The sequence below is a fragment of the Mesorhizobium sp. M0217 genome (assembly GCF_040321955.1).
GTDB lineage: Bacteria > Pseudomonadota > Alphaproteobacteria > Rhizobiales > Rhizobiaceae > Mesorhizobium.
Map to the genome: position 1 here is coordinate 311,301 of NZ_JAMYSN010000003.1, position 20,553 is coordinate 331,853.

Genomic DNA, 20,553 nt, shown 5'->3' on the forward strand with positions numbered 1-20,553 from the left:
CCAATGACCGGTATGCCGATAGTTCATCCACGGGAAAGGGATCACGCTTTCTTGCGAAAACGCAGAAGGTGTGAATTCCAAGCCCTGCCTATTTCAGACAATTGGATTGTGGCCCCTTTACGAGCGCTTCAAAACTTCATTCCAATTTTAGTTTTGTAACCTAGGTTGTCCTGATGCCGGCGTATGAAGCGCAGATGTCGAAGGTAAGTGCGCCACGGCGCACGCTTTCGCGTGCGCTGATTGTGGCGTTGGCGTGCTCGACCGTGCTCGTTGCCGAATCGGGGTCGGCGGCCGCCTTCGAGCTCTTCGGCATCAAATTGTGGGGCTCTTCGAATGACGAGGACGCCGATATCGTCGACCCGCTGCGCTATGCGGTGACCATCGAAGCGCCCGATGCCGACAAGGACCTGGTCAAGAAGCTCGAAAACGCCTCGTCGCTGAAATCCGACGAAGACCGCCCGGTTTCCGGCTCGCTCGGCCTTTTGGCAAAGGCGCGTAGCGACCGCGAACAGCTGGTCGCCGCGCTTTATGCCGACGCCCGTTATGAAGGCGTCGTCACCATCACCATCCAGGGCAAGGCGCTCGACGATTTGCCGCCCGATGCCGAATTTACGGGTCCGCAGCCGATCCCGGTGGTGATCAGCATCTCGAGCGGGCCCAAATTCACGCTCGGCAATATTCGGCTGGAGGGCGATGCCGCCGGGCTGGCGAGCACCGATTTCGGCCTGATAGCCGGCGGCGATGCCGGCTCGGGCGCCGTGCTCAAGGCCGAGGCGCTGATCGTGCGGGCGCTGAAGCAGGAGGGCCGGCCGCTGGCCCGGATCACCGACATGCAGGTCGTGGCCGAGCACACCACCTCGACGCTCGACGTGACGCTGACGGTGGCCGCCGGGCCGGTTGCCGGTTATGGCGACACCACCGTCGATGGCACCGAGAAGGTCAATCGCGAGTTCACCGAATATATGACCGGGCTGAAACGCGGCCGGCAATATTCGCCCGACGAGATCGACGATGCCCGCGACCGGCTGCTGAGGCTCGAAGTGTTCAACAGCGTGACGCTGAAGGAAGCCGACAGTCTCGACGCCGACGGCAATATTCCGATCGGCGTTCAGGTCAGCGAGCGCAAACCGCGCTATTTCGGCGTCGGCGGCACTTTCTCCAACACCGAAGGGCTAGGCCTGGAAGGCTATTGGGGCCACCGAAATCTGTTCGGCCGGGCCGAAAAGCTGCGCATCGAGGGCAAGATCAGCGGCATCGGCAGCAACGATCTCAGCGAGCTCAACTACAATGCCGGCATCATGTTCGAGAAGCCGGGCGTGATCGGGCCGGCTTCGAAATTCATCGCCAGCGTCAAGACCGTCCTCGAACATCCCGATGCCTACGACCATTTCTCGGTCAAGGGCAGCACCGGCCTGTCCTATGAGATCGACAAGAAGCAGACGGTTTCGGCTGAAATCGCGCTGGACTATTCCAGGATCACCGACGCCTTCGGCAAGCACAAATACCTGATCGCCAGCATTCCGCTGCAATATGTCTATGACAACAGGGACAACCGGCTCAATCCGACCAGCGGCTTCAGGGTTCTGGCCTATGCCGAACCGAGCTACGACATTCTGAGCGGCGCCGCCTTCCTCAAGCTCAGGGGCGAGGGGTCGGCCTATCAGTCGCTCGACACGGCCTCGAAATTCGTGCTTGCCGAACGCGTCGCGCTGGGTTCGATCGTCGGCACCGGCCTTCAGAACGTTCCAGCCGACAGGCGCTTCTATTCCGGCGGTGGCGGCTCGGTGCGGGGCTATGCCTATCAGGGCATCGGACCGAAGGACATCGACAATCAGCCGATCGGCGGGCTTTCCTTCTTCGAAACATCGGTCGAAATGCGCATTGCGCTGACCGACACGATCGGCATCGTGCCGTTCGTCGACGCCGGCACTGTCTCGACCACAGCGACGCCGGACTTTTCCGACGTGAAGGTCGGCGCGGGCGTTGGCCTGCGCTACATCACGCCGTTCGGGCCGCTGCGCATCGACGCCGCCGTGCCGCTCAACCGCGACCGTGGCGACCCGCGTTTCGGCATCTATGCCGGGATCGGACAGGCGTTCTGACGATGAAGATTTTGAAACGCATCCTTCGCCTGTTTTTCTACACGCTGCTGATCGTGGCGGCGGCGGGCATCGGCGCGCTGGTCGTGCTGACCAAGACCGAGCGCGGCCGCGAAAATCTCGCCGGCATCATCTCTGACATGGCCTCGTCAAGGGACAGCAAAGTCACGGTCAGCGGCATTAACGGTATCTGGTCCGGCGCGCTGACGGTCGACCATGTCGTGCTGGAAGACCGCGAGGGCGCGTGGCTGGTGGCCCGCAAGGTGGCCGTCGACTGGTCGCCGCTGGCGCTGTTGTCGAAGAATTTCAGCGCCGACCGCATAGCGGCCGAACGGATAGAACTGGCACGGCTGCCTGTGGCGAGCACCGAGCCGAGCAAGAGCGGGTCGACCGGCCTGCCGGTTTCGCTTGATATCAGAGCGATCGATTTGCCGGAGATCGCGCTCGGCCAGCAACTTGCCGGCAGCGGCATTGCCGAACTTGCGGCCAAGGGATCGGCCAAGGTCGATGCGTCGCCGCTGGCGATCCAGACGGTGCTCAACGTTACCCGCCATGACGGCAAGCAAGGCAATGTCGACGCCAACATCCACTTCGCGCCGGATGAAAACAAGCTTGACCTCGATCTCAAGGCTTCCGAGCCGGCCGGCGGCATCATCGCCAACCTGCTCAAGCTACCCGGCGCGCCGCCGGTCAACATCGTCGTCTCGGGCACCGGGCCGCTGGCCAACTGGAGCGGCGTCGGCACCTTCATGGTCGATGGGCAGATCGTTACCCAGCTCACCGGCCGGCACCAGCTGACCGACAAGGGCAACCGGATCGAGGCCAAGGGCGACGGTTCGTTCGAAGGGTTCCTGCCGGAACGGTTCAAGTCGCTGTTTGCCGGCAAGACCAGTTTCGACCTCGCCGGCACCGCGACCGCAGCCGGCGGCGTCGACATCGAGCGCGCTGCAATCGAGAGCGACGCAGTTCATGGTACCGCTGCCGGCATGGTCGACCCCAACGGCGCCAGCGACCTTTCGGTCGAACTCGTGGCCAAAGCCAAGCCGGTCACGGTCAATGTCGGTACCCAGGCGCAGCCGATCATGGTGGCCATCAACAATGTGACCGCGCGCGCCTTCGGTGACGGCAAGGCGCCGATGATTGACGCCAGCGCTTCACTGGTCTCGGTGGTGGCGGGCGGCTCTCAGGTGAACAATCTGGATGCGAAGATCCATTCCGACGGTTTCGACTTCGAGAACCGCAGCGGCCCGGTCAGCGTGTCGCTGGCGGCGGCCGGGCTGAAGACCGACGTCGCGACGCTGGCGCCGCTGGTGACCGGCAAGCTGACGGCCTCTCTTGCCGGTTCGATCAGCAGGGACGAGATTTCGCTCGACGAAGGCACGCTGCGCAGCGATGCTCTCAATGCCGGGCTGACGGCCAAGGTGACGCTGGCCGATCTCGCCATGACGCTCAAGATGAATGCCGATGCTGTGTCGACGGCGCTGCCGCCGCAGATCAGTTCGCTGCTTGGCGAACGGGTCAAATTCTCGGCGACCGCGACGCGCGATCCGCAGGGCTCTTTCGCCGCCAACTCGATCGAACTCACTTCCGGTTCGCTGAGCGCCAGCGGCACCGCCAGCGCGCAAGGCAGCGATATCCAGGCCGACATCAAGGGCAAGCTCGGCGACGTCTCGGTGCTGTCTTCGCTGGTCGGCGTGCCGGTCGCCGGCGGGATCGATTTCGCGCTGACGGCAAGCGGCGCGCGCAACGCACCGGATTTCTCGGTTTCGGCCGACAGTGCCAGCCTGACGGCCTCCGGCCGCACGGTCAAGGACATCAAGCTGACCGCATCGGGCAAGGCCGACATTGTGAGCCCGGCCGCAGATGTCTCGCTGACCGGCGCGGTCGACGAACAGCCGCTCGCCATCAAGGCGGCGCTGGTGACGAGCGATGGCAAGCGCTCCATCAAGGGGCTCAGCGTAGCGCTGGGCGACAACAAGGTGTCGGGCGACCTCACGCTCGATGAAAAATTCCTGCCGCTGGGGACGCTGACGATCTCCGCGCCCGATATCGCGCCGCTGGCGTCGCTGGCCGGGCAGACGGCGGCCGGCGATATCGGCGGCACCGTGGTGTTCGCCAAAGACGGCGAGGCTCCCACTGTCACCATCAATGCAGCCAGCGTGTCGATCGCGCGCGGTGATGTGGCAGCCAAGGCAGTCACCGTCAGCGCACTGATCGCCAACTATCTCAACAGCCCTGCGATCTCCGGCACGATCAAGGCCGAGAGCGTGACCTCGGGAACGACCGTCGTCAGTGGCATCGGCGTCGACCTCAAGCGTGACGGCGACTCGACGAATTTCACCGGCGGCGCAACCATATCAGGCATTCCGGCGACAGCTGCCGGGCGGGCGAAGATTGCCGGCGGCGCGACCAGCGTCGAGATCGCGTCCGGCGAGGCGACGGTGCGCGGCATCAAGGTGGCGATCGCCGAGCCGTCGAGCCTGACCATTGCCGATGGCATAACCAACATTCAAAGGCTGGTAGTCGATCTCGGCGGCGGCTCGGTGACGCTGTCGGGCACGGCGGGCCAGACGCTCGATCTGGCGGCGACCTTCTCGGCGCTGCCGGCCGCGCTTGCCAATGGCTTTTCACCCGGCCTCGATGCCGGGGGCACGCTCGACGGCACGGCGCAAATCACCGGGCCATCGGCAAATCCCGACATCCACTTCGATGCAAAGCTGGCCGGCGCCGAGACCAGCCAGACCCGTCAGGCCGGGCTCGGGCCGCTCGATGTCGATGCGGCCGGCAGCTATTCCGCGGCCGGCGGCGTCGTGCTCGACCAGGCGACGCTTTCGGGTGAGAAAATCTCCGGCAAGGCGGCCGGCACCCTCAACCCGAACGGCGCCAGCGATTTCGCGCTCGACCTGACCTCTTCCGGTCCGAGCCTGCCGCTGGCGTTCGGCAGCGTGGAAGGCCCGATCAAGCTCGAACTGCAGGCGCTGTCTGTGAAGGCGGCGGGGCAGGCTGCGCAAGCCAAGCTCGATATCTCGGCGGTGTTGCCGTCGGTGGCGACGAATTTCACCAAGGTCGAGGGCATCTCGCTGGCGCTGCATTCCGACGCGTTCGATGTGAGAAGCCGCACCGGTCCGATCTCGGGCACGGTGACGGCGGACAAGGTCGGTCTGGACAATCCGACGATCGCGCCGCTGATCGCCGGCAAAGTCACCGCCAAGGTCGCGGGCAGCCTGGCGGCCGATGCGATTACCATCGACAGCGGCTCGGTGCAGGGCGATGCGCTGGGCAGTGCCTTCAATGGCCGTGTCGGCTTTGCCGATGGAGCAATTGACCTCAACCTGAACGCCGACGTGCTGTCGGCGGCATTGCCGGCTGCGGCGCGCGGCGTGCTGGCAGAGCGCACGCAGCTCAGCGCCACGCTGAAGCGGGATGCCAATGGCAATTTCAGCGCCAATCCGGTCAGACTGGTGTCGGGCGCACTGACCGCGGACGGTCAGGCCAGTCTCGCCGACAACAAGCTCAGCGCAGATATCACGGGTGCACTGGCCGACATCTCGCTGGTGTCGAAAGATGCCAAAGGCGCGATCAGCTTTGCACTCAACGCGCAGGGGCCCAGCCTGGCGCCGGACCTGTCGCTGACGGTCAACAGCGACCGCCTGCTGGTGGCGGAACGCGAAATCACCGGACTTAAGCTGATTGCGACCGGCAAGGCCGATGCCGCGAACCCGGCAGCCAATGTGCAACTGACCGGCAATGTCGCGGGGCAGGCGCTTCAAGGCAATGCGGTGCTGGCGACGGCCGACGGCAAGAGCGCCATCAACGAGCTGCTTTTGTCGCTCGGCAACAACAAGATCTCCGGCGACCTTGCGCTCGACGAGGCTTTCGTGCCGGTCGGCACCATCGCGCTCGACCTGCCCGATATCGGACCGCTGGCGGCGCTGGCGCTGGAAAAGGCCGAAGGCGATGTGCGCGGCACTATTGCATTCTCCAAGACCGCGGATGGCCCGAACGTCGCCGTCAAGGCTGCGACCGCTTCGATCACGCGCGGCGACCTGCAGGCGAAGACGGTGTCGATCGATGCGCTGGTCGCCAACTATCTCGCCGCGCCGGTCATCTCGGGCAAGATTCGCGCCGACAGCGTCATTTCCGGCGGCACCGCCATCAGCGGCATCGATGTCGATTTGAAGCGCGACGGCGACTGGACCGGGTTTTCCGGCGGCGCCACCGTCAAGGGCATTCCGGCGAGGGCTGCGGGCAGGGTAAAGGTGGCTGGCGGCACCACCACCATCGAACTCGCTTCCGGCCAGGCCACGGTGCAGGGCATCAAGGCGGCCATCGCCCAGGCCTCGACCGTCAGCATCGCCAACGGCACAACGACGCTGGACAAGCTGGTGCTCAATCTCGGTGGCGGCACGGCGACGGTGACCGGCAAGGTCGGGCAGGCACTCGACATCAGTGCCGCGCTGTCGAAGGTGCCGGCTTCGCTGGCCAACAGTTTTTCGCCGGGCCTCCAGGCCGCCGGTTCGATTTCAGGGACTGTGAAGGTGACGGGCGCGTTGGGCAATCCGGCTGTCGCCTTCGATATCGATGCCGGCGGGGTGCAGACCTCGCAGACGCGCAGCGCCGGTCTTGGCGGCATGAATATCTCTTCGTCGGGAACATTTGCCGGCAAGAAGCTCACCTTCAACGCCTACATCAGCGACGGCGCCGGGCTTGGCCTCAAGGGCGGCGGTACGGTGACGACGGCCGGCACACCAGCGCTGGTGCTCGACTTCAACGGCAAGGTGCCATTTTCCTTCCTGGCCGCCAAGCTTGCGGCGCAAGGCCTGTCGCTCAGCGGCACCGCCAACGTCAATATCCAGATGCGCGGCCCGGCGGCGTCGCCGGTGATCGGCGGCACGGTCAGCACGTCGGGCGCCCGCCTGGTCGACGCGCGCTCCGGCCTTGCCGTCAACGACATTGCCGCCGACATTTCGATCGGCAACGGCGTTGCCCGGATCAACCGGCTGACCGGCACGCTGTCGACACGCGGCAGCCTGTCGGCCTCCGGCACCCTCGGCATCAATCCGGCGCAAGGTTTCCCAGCCGATTTGTCTATCAAGCTGGTTGACGGCCGCTATACCGACGGCAGGGTGGTGACAGCCAATCTCGGCGGCGACCTGACCATCAAGGGGCCGCTCACCTCGGCGCCGGTGATTTCGGGCACCGTCAATCTGGCCAAGACCGTCATCACCGTTCCCGATAAGCTGCCGGGCTCGCTGGCAGCGCTCGGTGTCAAGCACAAGAACGCGCCCGCCTCCGTGCGGGCGCAGGACAAGGCCTTGCGACCGGCGGCGGCCAGCGGTGGTGGCGGCAGTGGGCTTGTCCTCGACGTCACGGTCAATGCGCCGAACCAGATCTTCATCCAGGGCAGGGGCGTCGATGCCGAGTTCGGCGGTTCGCTGAGGCTGACCGGCCCGGCGGCTTCGCCGCAGGCGGTCGGCACCTTCACCTTGCAGCGTGGGCGGCTGTCGATTCTCGGCAAACGGCTGACCTTTACCGAAGGCACGGTCGGCTTTTCGGGCTCGCTGGTGCCCTACCTCAACTTGACCGCGACATCGACCACGACCAGCGCCACCGTCACCATCGTCGTCTCGGGCGAAGCGACCAATCCGAAATTCGACTTCTCATCGGTGCCGGCGCTGCCCGAGGACGAGGTGCTGGCGCAGCTGATTTTCGGCCGCTCTATGTCGAACCTGTCGCCGCTGCAGATCGCGCAGCTGGCCGAGGCCGCCGGCCAACTGGCCGGCGTCGGCGGCTCGACCTCGCTGCTCGAAAACCTGCGCAGTGCAATCGGCGTCGACGACCTGGATGTGACCACCGATGACCAGGGCGGCACCGCCGTGTCGGCGGGCAAGTACCTCAATGACCGCACCTATGTGACGATCCAGAAAGGCGACAGGCCAGGGTCGGGCAAGGCGACGATCGACCTCAATGTCGGACGCGGCGTCAAGCTGCGCGGCGAGGCCAATGATGGCGGCGAGGCCAAGGGCGGCATATTCTACGAAAAGGAATATTGAGTTCCTGGCCCTTACCGCCGCCGGAACTGGCGCTGTCTCAACCCGCCCAAATGTATCAATACTCGCCTAAGCAGATTCCGGCGGAATCTGGGCGCGCTAGCACTTTTGCGCCAAGTCTGTCGTTATCACGCGAACCGCTCCCTTTTCAAAGTTGCACATTCCCTAACAGGTTCCGTAGCCATGCCGTCTTTGACATCACGGCAGGGATGCGGAATGTTAAAAGGCGGAAAGCCAACAATGGGAGTTAAGGTATGACAAATTACAAGAGTAATGGCGATCGCGTTCCCGATCACATCCTGGCCATGGCCGAAGAAGCCAAGGCAGGCAAAGTCGATCGCCGCGAGTTCCTCGCCATGGCGAGCGTGTTCGGCGCGTCGACTGCGATGGCCTACGGCATGCTCGGCGTAGCCGTGCCGACCCAAGCCAGGGCCGAAGAGGTGCAGGGCAAGAAGGGTGGCATCCTTAAAGTCGCGCAATGGGTCAAGGATCCCAAGGATCCGCGCAAGGCCGACTGGTCGGAAATCGCCAATGCCGAGCGCCAGGCGCTTGAGCCGCTGGTCAAGTACACCAGCGAATACACGTTCCGGCCGTACCTTCTGGAGAGCTGGGAGGTCAACGACGACGCCACCGAGTACACGCTGCATGTGCGCAAGGGTGTGACCTGGTCGAATGGCGATGCCTTCACCGCCGATGACGTCATCTTCAATCTCAAGCGCTGGGCCGACAAGAAGGCCGAGGGCAATTCGATGCCTGGCCGTCTCGGCACGCTGGTCAAGGACGACAAACTCGACGAAAGCGCCGTGACCAAGGTTGACGACCACACCGTCAAGCTGAAGCTCGGCAAGGCCGACATCGCGCTCATTCCGAACATGTGCGATTATCCCGGTCTCATCGTCCACAAGAGCTTCGACGAGAAGGGCGGCGACTTCAAAGCCTGCCCGATCGGTACCGGTCCGTTCGAGCTCGTCTCCTACGATGTCGGCCAGAAGGTGGTCTACAAGCGCCGCGAGGACAACAAGTGGTGGGACGGCGAGGTGTTCCTCGACGGCATCGAATTCGTCGACTACGGCACCGATCCGGCAGCCATGGTCAGTGCCTTCGAGGCCGGCGAAGTCCATACCAATTTCGAGACCTCGGCCGACTATGTGTCGATCCTCGACGGACTGGACCTGGTCAAGTCCGAAATCGTCACCGCGTCGACCATCGTGTGCCGCACCAACATCAACAACAAGCCTTACGGCGATCAGAAGGTGCGTAACGCGCTGCAACTGGCGGTCGACAACAATGTCGTTCTGCAGCTTGGCTACGGAAATGCCGGCACGGTGGCTGAAAACCACCATGTCTGCCAAATCCACCCGGAATATTACGAGCTGCCCAAAGTCGCTCGCGATCCGGCCAAGGCCAAGGCGCTGATGGCGGAAGCCGGCCAGGCCGACTTCGAGCATGAGCTGATAACGGTCGACGAAGACTGGCACAAGAATACCGGCGACGCCATCGCCGCGCAGATGCGCGACGCCGGCCTCAAGGTAAAGCGCACGGTGCTGCCGGGCTCGACGTTCTGGAACGACTGGACCAAGTATCCGCTGTCGATGACCAACTGGAACATGCGCCCGCTCGGCGTCCAGGTTCTGGCGATCGGCTACCGCACCGGCGAGGCGTGGAACGAGTCGGCCTATTCCAACCCCGAATGGGATGCCAAGCTCAATGCAGCATTGGCCGTTGCCGATGCGGCCAAGCGCAAGGAGATGATGAAGGACATCGAGCAGATCCTGCAGGATTCCGGCATCATGATCCAGCCATACTGGCGCAAGCTCTACAGCCACTCGGTCAAGGCGGTGCAGAATTACAAGATGCATCCGACCTTCGAGCGCGACTACGGCAAGGTCTGGCTCGACCAGGCGTGATCGGAACGTCAGGGAAGGGGCACTTCGCTCCTTCCCGTCACGCCTCGCATGGCCCAGAACCGGAAGCCGCCGCAGCAAAAGTTGCGGACTCTCCTGAAAGACCGTTCAATAAAACTGGGTTGATTGCATCCGAGTGCCGATTTGACGGCCAACTCTGCCGGCAACGGCAAAGCTGGTTTTTCGAACTGGCTCCAACCCCAACCAGACCGGCAGGGGACCGCCATGCTTTCTTTCGTAATCCGGCGTCTCGGCACCATGGCATTGACGATGCTGTGCCTGACGATGATCGTCTTCTTCCTGATCAACCTCGAGCCGAATTTGAAGAAGCTGGCGATCAGCCAGACCGAAATGCACACATCGGCCGAACAGCTCGAAAGCTGGCTGGTCAACCATGGCTACCGGCAGAACTTCTTCGTGCGCTACGGCCAATGGCTGGGCGTCGTCCCGAAGCAACCGGTGACCGATCCGGCGACCGGCAAGCCGACGCAGCGTTTCTCCTTCTGCAACGATCCGCTGGAGCCGAAATTCTCCGGCATCCTGGAAGGTGATTTCGGCTGCTCGACCAAGTTCAAAACCTCCGTTGCGTCAAAGCTCTTCCCCGCACTCGCCGCCACCGGTATCCTGATGCTCTGCGTGCTGTTGGTGATGGTGCCGATTTCGCTGCTGATCGGCATCCTGGCCGGCATGCGCGAGGGCTCGCGAACGGACCGAACGCTGTCCGTCGCATCGATCGCGTCGACGGCGACGCCCGAATATGTGTCCGGCGTCATCTTCACCGTCATCTTCGCCTCCTGGCTCGGCTGGCTGAACGGTTCGGCCGCCTCGGCAAGCCAGGGCATCACCTTCTACAATTTCACCCTGCCGGTGATGACGCTGGCGATCTACGGCATCGGCTACATCGCCCGCATGACACGCGCCTCGATGGTCGAGGTGATGACGCAGCAATATATCCGCACCGCCCGGCTGAAAGGGCTTTCCTTCGGCAGCGTCGTCGTCAAGCACGCGCTGCGCAATGCGCTGATCGCGCCCTTCACCGTCATCATGCTGCAATTTCCCTGGCTGCTTACCGGCGTCGTCATCGTCGAGGTGATGTTCCGCTACCAGGGCTTTGGCTACACGCTGGTCGAGGCCGCCGGCAACAACGACATCGATCTGCTGCTTGGCTGTTCACTGGTCTCGGTGTTCATCGTGCTGATCACGCAGCTCATCTCGGATGTCGGCTACGCGTTCCTCAATCCGCGTATCAGAGTTCAATAGGGGGCTGGGGCAGATGCAGGTCGAATATATCGGTGCCTTCAATGTCGTGCTCGGCGTGATTGGGCGTTTCTGGCCGGTCTGGTTAGGGCTTGCCCTGGTGATGGGGGCGAGCTTCACCTACAAGAAAAGGCTCGGCCTCTACGGCCAGTTGTTCGATAGCGGCGTCGGCATAGTCGGTGTCGGCATCTGCCTGTTCTGGCTGTTCACGGCAATCTTCGCGTCGACCGTCGCGCCCTTCGATCCGCTCGCCCAGGTCCCGATCATGAAGGATGCGCTGCCGGGCGCGCTCGAGCCGGTATCGAAACTCATCTACTATTTCGGCGGCGACAAGCTCGCCCGCGATGTCTTTTCGCGCATGGTCTATGGCAGCCAGATCGTGCTGATCATCGCACCGGCTGCGACCGGTTTCGCGCTGATGGTCGGCATTACGCTCGGTCTGCCCGCCGGCTACTATGGCGGCCGGATCGACACTGTGCTGTCCTTCCTGGCCAATCTGGTGCTGGCCTTCCCGGTGATCCTGCTGTTTTACCTGCTGGTGACGCCGGGCATCATGGATACGCCGATCCCCTACGCCATGGCCGGGCTGTTCTTCCTGTTCCCGATCATCTTCTTTTCGGTGCTGTTCTGGACCCGCTACAAGAACCGGCCGGACCGCCTCTATATATTGCTCGGGCTGACGCTGGTCATCGGCGGCTGGGTCTATGCCGGCCTGGTGTTCGACGCCGATCCGTTCAAGATCATCCACATCGATCCCAACCAGCTCAACATCTTCGTGGCGGTGGTGTTCGCCTCCAGCCCCGGCGTGTTCCGCATCGTGCGCGGCCTGGTGATGGACATCAAGACGCGCGACTATGTGGCGGCGGCGCAGACGCGCGGTGAATCGCCCTGGTACATCATGCTGTGGGAGATCCTGCCCAATGCGCGCGGACCGCTGATCGTCGATGCCTGCCTGCGCATCGGCTACACCACGATCCTGCTCGGCACGCTCGGCTATTTCGGGCTGGGCCTGGCGCCGGAGAGCCCGGATTGGGGCACCGCGATCAAGGACGCCAGCCGCCTGCTGCGCTCGTTCATCCACCCGGCGCTGCCGCCGACAATCGCGCTGATGTCGTTCGTGCTGGGCTTGAACCTGCTTGCCGACTCGCTGCGCGAACAATCGATGAAAGACTGATCTGCGGGTTTCGGCCCCGCGAGCATAAAAATAGGATTGGAGCGACCCATGAATGAGGCAGTTCGAAATCCCGGCAACCCGACCCTTGGGCCAAGCGCTGCGCCGATCATCGAGATCGAGAACCTGTCGATCTCCTTCTTCACCCGCAAGGGCGAGATCCCTGCCGTCATGGACTTTTCCTGCACGGTGATGCCGGGCGAAGCCATGGGCATCGTCGGCGAGTCCGGCTGCGGCAAGTCGACCGTGTCGCTCGGCATCATGCGCGACCTCTCCAACATCGGAAAGATCGTCGGCGGCAAGATCAAGTTCCAGGGCAAGGACATGGGCGAGCTGTCCGACGAGGAGTTGCGCTCCATCCGCGGCAACAAGATCGCCATGATCTACCAGGAGCCGATGGCGAGCCTCAATCCGGCGATGAAGGTCGGCCAGCAATTGATGGAAGTGCCGCTGATCCACGACAAGGTGTCGAAGGAAGAGGCTTACAAAAGGGCGCTCGAAATGGTGCGCTCGGTGAGATTGCCCGATCCCGAACGGATGATGCGTTCCTATCCGCACCAGCTGTCCGGTGGCCAGCAGCAGCGCATCGTCATTGCCATGGCGCTGCTGTCGAAACCGGCGCTGCTTCTGCTCGACGAGCCGACGACGGCGCTCGACGTGACGGTGGAGGCCGGCATCGTCGAACTGGTCAAGGGGCTGGGCGAGAAGTTCGGCACGTCGATGATCTTCGTGTCGCACAATCTCGGCCTCATCCTCGAGACCTGCGACCGCATCACGGTGATGTATTCGGGCGAAGCGGTCGAGACCGGCAAGATCAAGGACGTGTTCGACCGGATGCGTCACCCCTATACGCAAGGGCTGTTCCGCTCGATTCCGCTGCCGGGCGCCGACAAGAATTCGCGGCCGCTGATCTCTATCCCCGGCCAGTTGCCGCTGCCGCATGAGCGGCCCAAGGGCTGCAATTTCGGGCCGCGCTGCCACCATTTCGTCGAGGGCGTCTGCAACGCCGCCGAAATCCCGATGATCGAGGTCGCCGGTCACGAAGGGCATTTCTCGCGCTGCGTGCGCTTCAACGAGATCGACTGGGAAGCGCTGCCTCCCGGCGCCAAGAAGGTCAATGAGAAGGTCGTGCCCGGCGCCCCGGTGCTCAAGATCGAGGATTTGAGAAAATACTACAAGGTCGGCGGCAGCGAAGTGTTCGGCTCCAGCGAAGGCCGCGTCGTCAAGGCCAATGAGACGATCTCGTTCATGGCCCGCGAATCCGAGACCGTCGCCATCGTCGGCGAGTCCGGCTGCGGAAAGTCGACGCTAGCCAAGGTCCTGCTCGGGCTGGAGACGGCAAGTGCCGGCACAGTGACGCTGGGCAACAAGGAGATCCAGTCGACCGGCATCGAGAAGCGCAGCGTCGAAACGGTGTCGTCGATCCAGATGGTGTTCCAGAACCCGTTCGATACGCTCAATCCCAGCCACTCCGTCGGTTCGCAGATCATCCGCACGCTGGAAAAATTCAAAGTCGGCAACAATGTCGCCGAGCGGCGCAAGCGCATGCTGGAGCTGCTCGACCTGGTGAAGCTGCCGCGCGCCTTCGAGACACGCAAGCCGCGTCAGCTCTCAGGCGGCCAGAAGCAGCGCATCGGCGTGGCGCGTGCCTTTGCCGGCGATGCCAAGGTGGTGGTGGCCGACGAGCCGGTGTCGGCACTCGACGTCTCGGTGCAGGCGGCGGTGACCGAGCTGCTGATGGACATCCAGCGCAAGAACAAGACGACGATGCTGTTCATCAGCCACGATCTGTCCGTCGTGCGCTACATCGCCGACCGGGTCGTCGTCATGTATCTCGGCTACATCGTCGAGCAGGGTACGACCGACCAGATCTTCGCGCCGCCCTACCACCCCTACACCGAGGCGCTTCTGTCGGCGATCCCGATCGCCGACACCAGCGTGGTCAAACGGCACATCGTGCTCGAAGGCGATATCCCGTCGGCGATGAACCCGCCGAGCGGCTGCCCGTTCCAGACGCGCTGCGGCTACAAGAAACTGGTGCCGGACAATCTGTGCGAGACCAAGGTGCCGCCGGTGAAGCATCTCGGCGATGGCCATATGAGCCTGTGCTGGCTGTCGGACGATGTGCTGGCGACGATGGAGCCGGTGATCAAGTTCGACAGGGAACACGCAGCGCATGAGGGCGTGCCGGAAGACGCACCGGATGGGATCGGCCCCGGTTTCGCCGGCGAACCGCCGAAGCGCCCGCATGGCAAGAAGCCGAGCTGACCAGCCATAGAGGCAATGCCGCTCGTTGGCGCATTGCCGCAGCGTCGCCATAGCTCAAGGAACGACAGCTACGTTCGCTTGAATATTGCTGTCCATTGCTTTATGTGATGCGTGATGTTTGATGCGCGGTAGGGAGCATGTTGTGAGAACCACACTTGCAATCGATGACGATGTCCTACTTGCGGCCAAGGCCATGGCGCGACAGCAGGATCGCAGCGTTGGCGACGTCATTTCCGATCTGGCTCGCCGCTCACTGCGCAGGCCCCCGACCGGCGGTGAACGCAACGGCATCCCCTTGCTTGCATCGCGGCCCGACAGCCCGATGGTCGATCTCGAAATGGTCAATGCGCTTCGCGACGAATTGCCGTGACCTTCCTGCTCGACGTCAATGTGTTGATTGCGTTGATCGATCCGGCTCACGTCGCGCATGAAGATGCCCATCGGTGGTTCCAATCCACCGGGCATTTATCATGGGCAACATGTCCCATTACCGAGAATGGCGTCATCAGGATTGTAAGCAACCCGAAATACCCCAATTCTCCGGGTTCGCCCGCAGTGGTGGGGCAGATTGTCGGCAAGCTGCATGCCCTTTCAGGACATCAGTTCTGGCCTGACGAGATCAGCCTTGTCGGTTCCAACGACATCGATGCAGCCAGGATCCTCACCCCGGCACAGGTAACGGATAGCTATCTGTTGGGACTCGCCAAGGCGCGTGACGGCCAATTGGCGACGTTTGACCGAAAGCTGTCGACGGCAGCGGTAAAGGGAGGGAGGTCGATCCTCCACCTGATCCCAAGCGAATGAATGGCTGAGTTCCGCTTCGATCGCAAACTGCGTGGCTGCAAGACCGCTTGGCAACGTCAGCTGCCGCATTGCTGCAGCTGTTCGGCATAGTCGCGGGCCATCTTTTCGGTCGCCCTGGCATAGCCCTGCACGCCGGCGTCACCACGGTTGCCACGGCCGTAGGCGGTCCAGCCGAGATAGTAGGCGAGGTAGAGATTGTAGGTGTCGTTGCGGGCGACGCCGAACGTGTCTGATGTCTTGGAATGATACCAGCCGACGAAATCGACGGCATCGGCAAACTTGGTCCGCCTCGCCGCCCAACTGCCGGTTTCGCTCTGATATTGCGACCAGGTGCCGTCGAGCGCCTGCGAGAAACCGGTGGCTGACGAGACATGTTTCCACGGAATGAAGCCGAGCAGTTTGGTACGCGGCGGCCTGGCATTGCTCTTGAAACCGGATTCCTTGCGCACCGTCGCCATCAGCACGGGGACGGGGACCCCGTATTTCTGCGAGGCGCGCTCGGCGGCCGACTGCCAGTTGTCGAACCAGCCGTCGTTCTGGTCGAAGACGGCGCAGACATCGTTGATATGGTTGGGCGGCGTCGCGCAGGCCGGCAAAGCCAGCAGCACGCCAACCGCTACAATTTTACTCAAACTCGAACTACGCATTGGAAAACGAATAGGCCGAAATCATAAAGGGAATCTTTCGGCGTTTCTTAACGGCTTGCCGGCCTGGCTGCGCTCAGTGGGCCTGTATCATTATTCCGACCTTTCGCGTCGCCTTTATCTCCGTCAGAATTCAAAAATGCCGCCTTGGCTAAAATCACGTCCGCGAAGGGCGGATTTCTGACAGCGATATCCGGATGCCGGCGCTCTGATGACAGGCATGAATGAACCAAGACGCAAGCGCGGCGCGGAGCGAACCAGCAACCGGGGGCCTGCCGCCATCCCGCAACTTCCACTGCGGCGGGTGACCAATCCCTATCCGCCGATGGCGATGCTCTCAGTCGACCAGGTCGAAACGATCCACCAGGCGTCGATGCATATTCTGGAAAATTTCGGCATCGAGGTGATGTCTCAGCGGGCGCTGGCGCTGTTCGAGAAGGCGGGCGCAAAGGTCGACCATGCAACGGCGAACGTCCGCATCGACCGGGGCCTTGTCGCCGAGGCGCTGAAGACCACGCAGTCCAGCTACCGGCTGACGCCGCGCAACCCCGCCAACACCATTCATCTCGGCGGCAACACGATCAATTTCACCCTCGTCGCCGGGCCGCCCAATGTGCACGACATGGAGCGCGGCCGGCGCGCTGGAAACTTGCACGACTATGCCGATCTGACCCGGCTGGCTCAGCATTTCAACTGCATCCACATGCTCGGCAACCAGGTCTGCGCGCCGGTGGAACTGCCGGCGAACACCAGGCACATGGATACCTATTTCACCAATCTGACGCTGACCGACAAATCCTTCCATGTCTCGGCGATCGGACGAGGCCGGGCGCTGGACGGCATCGAGATGATGGCAATCGCGCGCGGGCTGACGCTGGACGAGATGCGCGATGATCCCGGCATTGCCACCATCATCTCGGTCAACTCGCCGCGCCGCTTCGACGAGATGATGGCCGAGGGGCTGATGACCATGGCCGAGTTCGGCCAGTCGGTGGCGGTGACGCCGTTCACGCTGATGGGCGCGATGAGCCCGGTGACGCTCGCCGGCGCCCTGGCGCAGCAGAATGCCGAGGCGCTGTTCGGCGTGGTGCTGACGCAACTGGTGCGCCCCGGCGCGCCAGTGATGTACGGCGCCTTCACCTCCAACGTCGACATGAAGTCGGGCGCGCCGGCCTTCGGAACGCCGGAGAACACCAAGGCCAACATCGCCTCGGGGCAATTGGCGCGGCGCTACAATCTGCCCTACCGCACGACACCGGGGTCGGCATCGAATGCGGCGGACGCGCAAGGCGCCTACGAGACGCTGATGGCGCTGTGGGGCGCTGTGCTCGGCCACGGCAACCTCGTCTATCATGCCGCCGGCTGGCAGGAGGGCGGGCTGACGGCATCGTTCGAAAAGCTCATCATTGATGTCGAGATGATCCAGCACATGATGGAGTTCTTGCGCCCGATCGTCGTCGACGAGGCGGAGCTTGCGGTCGAGGCGCTGGGCGCGGTGCCGACCGGCGGCCATTTCTTCGGCGAACCGCACACGCTGGAACGCTATGCCACCGCCTTCTACCAGCCGATACTGTCCAACTGGCAGAATTACGAGGCATGGCAGGAGGCCGGCGGCCTCGACACGACGGCGCGCGCGACCCGGCTGTGGAAGAAGGCGCTGGAAGACTATGTCGAGCCGGTGATGGATATCGCCGTGCGCGAGGCGCTGGAGGCGTATGTGGCCAGGCGCAAGGAAGCGATCGGGCAGGGCGAGCCGTGACTTTTTCAGCGTCGGCGCGCGGCGCTGCCTTTCTGATTCACCTTATCTCCTCAACTCATTGATAACAGAGCAAAACTCATGAAATCGCATGCAAAGGTCGTGGTCATTGGCGGTGGCGTCGTCGGGTGCTCCGTGCTGTTCCATCTGGCGCGTCATGGCTGGACCGATGTCGTGCTTTTGGAGCGCGACGAGCTGACCTCCGGCTCGACCTGGCATGCGGCCGGCGGCATGCACACGATCAATGGCGACCCCAACGTCGCCAAGCTGCAGAAATACACGATCTCGCTCTACAAGGAGATCGAGGAGCTGTCGGGACAGGCGACCGGCGTACATCTGACCGGCGGCGTGCTTCTGGCGGCAACCGAGGCGCGGCTCGACTGGCTGCGCGGCGTCGTCGCCAAGGGGCGTTACCTCGGCATCGACCTCGAGGAGATATCGGCCAATGAAGCGGCCGAGCTGATGCCGCTGCTCGACCCGAAACAATTCGTCGGCGCCGTCCGCAACAAGGAGGACGGCCATCTCGATCCCTCCGGCGTGACGCATGCCTATGCCAAGGCCGCGCGGAAACTGGGCGCCGAGGTCGAGCGCTTCACCAAGGTCGAGGACATTGTGCGCCGGCCCGACGGCATGTGGCGCGTCATCACCAACAAGGGCGAAGTGGTGGCCGAGCATGTCGTCAATGCCGGCGGGTTATGGGCGCGCGAGGTCGGCCGCATGGTCGGGCTGGAGCTGCCGGTGCTGGCAATGGAGCACATGTACCTGATCACCGAGGATATGCCCGAGGTGGCGGCGTGGAACGCCAAGACGGGGACCGAGATCATCCATGCCGTCGATTTCGATGGTGAGCTGTACCTGCGCCAGGAGCGCGGCGGCATGCTGATGGGCACGTACGAGAAGGCCAATAAGGTCTGGTCCGAATTCCAGACGCCGTGGAATTTCGGTCATGAATTGCTGGAGCCGGACATCGACCGCATCGCGCCGTCGCTCGAAGTCGGCTTCCGCCATTTCCCGGCCTTCGAGAGGACCGGCATCAAGCAGATCATCAACGGGCCCTTCACCTTCGCGCCGGACGGCAATCCGCTGGTTGGGCCGGTGCGTGGCCTTCCCGGCTTCTGGGTCGCCTGCGGCGTCATGGCGGGCTTTTCACAAGGCGGCGGCGTCGGCCTGGCGCTGTCCAACTGGATGATCGAGGGCGATCCCGGCGCCGACATCTGGGCGATGGATGTCGCGCGCTACGGCGACTGGGCGACGATGGCCTACACCAATGCCAAGGTGCGCGAGAACTATTCGCGCCGCTTCTCGATCCGTTTCCCCAATGAGGAGCTGCCCGCCGGGCGGCAGCTGAAGACGACGCCGATCTATGATCTGCTGTCGGCCAAGGGCGCGCAATGGGGCGTGTCCTATGGGCTGGAAGTGCCGCTCTGGTTTGCGCCCGAGGGTGTCAAGGACGAGTTCTCGTGGCGGCGGTCCAGCGATTTCACCCATGTCGCCAATGAGGTCGCGACTGTTCGTGAGAGCGTCGGCCTGGCGGAGATTTCGAACTTCGCCAAATACAAGGTGACGGGAGAAGGGGCGGCTGCTTGGCTCGACCGGATCTTTGCCTGCAAGTTGCCGAAGCCCGGCCGCATGACGCTGGCGCCGATGTTGAAGGACGACGGCAAGCTCATCGGCGATTTCACGCTGGCCAATATCGGTGCCCCCAATTCCAACGGGACCGAGTGGTTCATCGCCGGCTCCGGTATCGCCGAGCAGTATCATATGCGCTGGTTCGAGGCACATTTACCTGCGGATAGCTCAGTGCGCATAGAGGCGCTGGGGCAGAAACTGACCGGTCTGGCGATCGCCGGACCCAAGGCGAGGGAGGTGCTGGCGAAGGTCAGCCGCGCGGATGTCGCCAACACCGCATTCCCCTTCATGGCGGTCGCGAAATTGGACATCGGCACGGCGCCGTGCCTGGTCGGCCGCGTCAGCTACACCGGCGATCTCGGCTACGAGATCTGGGTGGCGCCGGAATATCAGCGCGCTGCCTTCCAGGCGTTGATGGCGGCAGGCGCGGAATTCGGCCTCGGCCTGTTCGGCTCGCGCGCGCTCAATGCGCTGCGGCTGGAGAAAAACTACGGCTCATGGGCGCGTGAATACCGGCCGATCTACGGGCCGCTGGAGGCCGGACTCGACCGTTTCGTCGCCTATGGCAAGGATGCCGATTTCATCGGCAAAACCGGCGCTCTTGCCGAGCGCAAGCAGGGCGGCAAGCTCAGGCTGCGCACATTTATCCTCGATGCCGACGATGCCGATGTCATCGGCGACGAGCCGATCTGGTACGATGGCGCAGTCCGCGGTTGGGTGACCTCAGGCGGCTATGCGCATCACTCGAAAAAATCCGTCGCCATCGGCTATGTGCCGAAGGAGATCGCCGATGAGAGCGACGGCTTCGAGATCGAACTTTTGGGCAAGCGCCACGCGGCGCGCGTTCAGGCAGCGCCGCTCTTTGACGCGAACTTCGAGCGAATGCGCGCCTGAAGCGCTTCGGCTTCGCCGAGGCGCTTCAGATTCCTTTGTGCATGTCGTTATCCCAAAACCGCTGCGCACCTTTGGGC

General features: G+C 63.2%; 11 protein-coding genes. 10 read left to right on the top strand and 1 reads right to left on the bottom strand.

Going from position 1 to position 20,553, the window contains the following annotated elements:
• The first annotated feature begins 173 nt into the window (after nt 1-173).
• From NKJ18_RS08480 to NKJ18_RS08515, 8 genes are all read left to right on the top strand, one after another.
• Nucleotides 174-2,102 carry an autotransporter assembly complex protein TamA gene (locus tag NKJ18_RS08480; protein ID WP_352758085.1) on the top strand — a complete coding sequence of 643 codons (1,929 nt, stop codon included), beginning with the start codon at nt 174-176 and terminating at the stop codon, nt 2,100-2,102.
• A gap of 2 nt (nt 2,103-2,104) precedes the next feature.
• Nucleotides 2,105-8,152: a translocation/assembly module TamB domain-containing protein gene (locus tag NKJ18_RS08485; RefSeq protein ID WP_352758086.1), complete on the top strand. Its 6,048-nt coding sequence runs from the start codon at nt 2,105-2,107 to the stop codon at nt 8,150-8,152.
• A 251-nt stretch (nt 8,153-8,403) separates the two neighbouring features.
• On the top strand, nt 8,404-10,056 hold the full coding sequence (locus tag NKJ18_RS08490; RefSeq protein ID WP_023668187.1) for an ABC transporter substrate-binding protein: 1,653 nt from the start codon (nt 8,404-8,406) through the stop codon (nt 10,054-10,056).
• Between the two features lie 222 nt (nt 10,057-10,278).
• Nucleotides 10,279-11,313, top strand: coding sequence for an ABC transporter permease (locus NKJ18_RS08495; protein WP_023668188.1), 1,035 nt, complete (start codon nt 10,279-10,281; stop codon nt 11,311-11,313).
• 13 nt (nt 11,314-11,326) lie between these two features.
• Nucleotides 11,327-12,484, top strand: coding sequence for an ABC transporter permease (locus NKJ18_RS08500; protein WP_352522042.1), 1,158 nt, complete (start codon nt 11,327-11,329; stop codon nt 12,482-12,484).
• A gap of 48 nt (nt 12,485-12,532) precedes the next feature.
• Nucleotides 12,533-14,749 (top strand): dipeptide ABC transporter ATP-binding protein, encoded by a 2,217-nt coding sequence (locus NKJ18_RS08505; protein WP_023729392.1) that lies wholly within the window; start codon nt 12,533-12,535, stop codon nt 14,747-14,749.
• 142 nt (nt 14,750-14,891) lie between these two features.
• Nucleotides 14,892-15,119, top strand: coding sequence for a hypothetical protein (locus tag NKJ18_RS08510; RefSeq protein ID WP_023829221.1), 228 nt, complete (start codon nt 14,892-14,894; stop codon nt 15,117-15,119).
• Complete coding sequence (locus NKJ18_RS08515) at nt 15,116-15,553, top strand: TA system VapC family ribonuclease toxin (RefSeq protein ID WP_352758087.1); 438 nt, start codon at nt 15,116-15,118, stop codon at nt 15,551-15,553. Before NKJ18_RS08510 ends, NKJ18_RS08515 begins: the two co-directional genes overlap by 4 nt.
• 56 nt (nt 15,554-15,609) lie before the next feature.
• Here NKJ18_RS08515 and NKJ18_RS08520 read toward each other — a convergent pair whose 3' ends face one another.
• Nucleotides 15,610-16,200 carry a transglycosylase SLT domain-containing protein gene (locus tag NKJ18_RS08520; RefSeq protein WP_352446054.1) on the bottom strand — a complete coding sequence of 197 codons (591 nt, stop codon included), beginning with the start codon at nt 16,198-16,200 and terminating at the stop codon, nt 15,610-15,612.
• Between the two features lie 217 nt (nt 16,201-16,417).
• On the opposite strand from NKJ18_RS08520, the gene NKJ18_RS08525 reads away from it, so the two are divergent.
• Together NKJ18_RS08525 and NKJ18_RS08530 are read left to right on the top strand one after the other, a co-directional pair.
• Nucleotides 16,418-17,956 (top strand): trimethylamine methyltransferase family protein, encoded by a 1,539-nt coding sequence (locus NKJ18_RS08525; protein ID WP_023687979.1) that lies wholly within the window; start codon nt 16,418-16,420, stop codon nt 17,954-17,956.
• A 78-nt stretch (nt 17,957-18,034) separates the two neighbouring features.
• Nucleotides 18,035-20,476 (top strand): GcvT family protein, encoded by a 2,442-nt coding sequence (locus NKJ18_RS08530; protein WP_352710935.1) that lies wholly within the window; start codon nt 18,035-18,037, stop codon nt 20,474-20,476.
• The last annotated feature ends 77 nt before the right edge of the window (nt 20,477-20,553 follow it).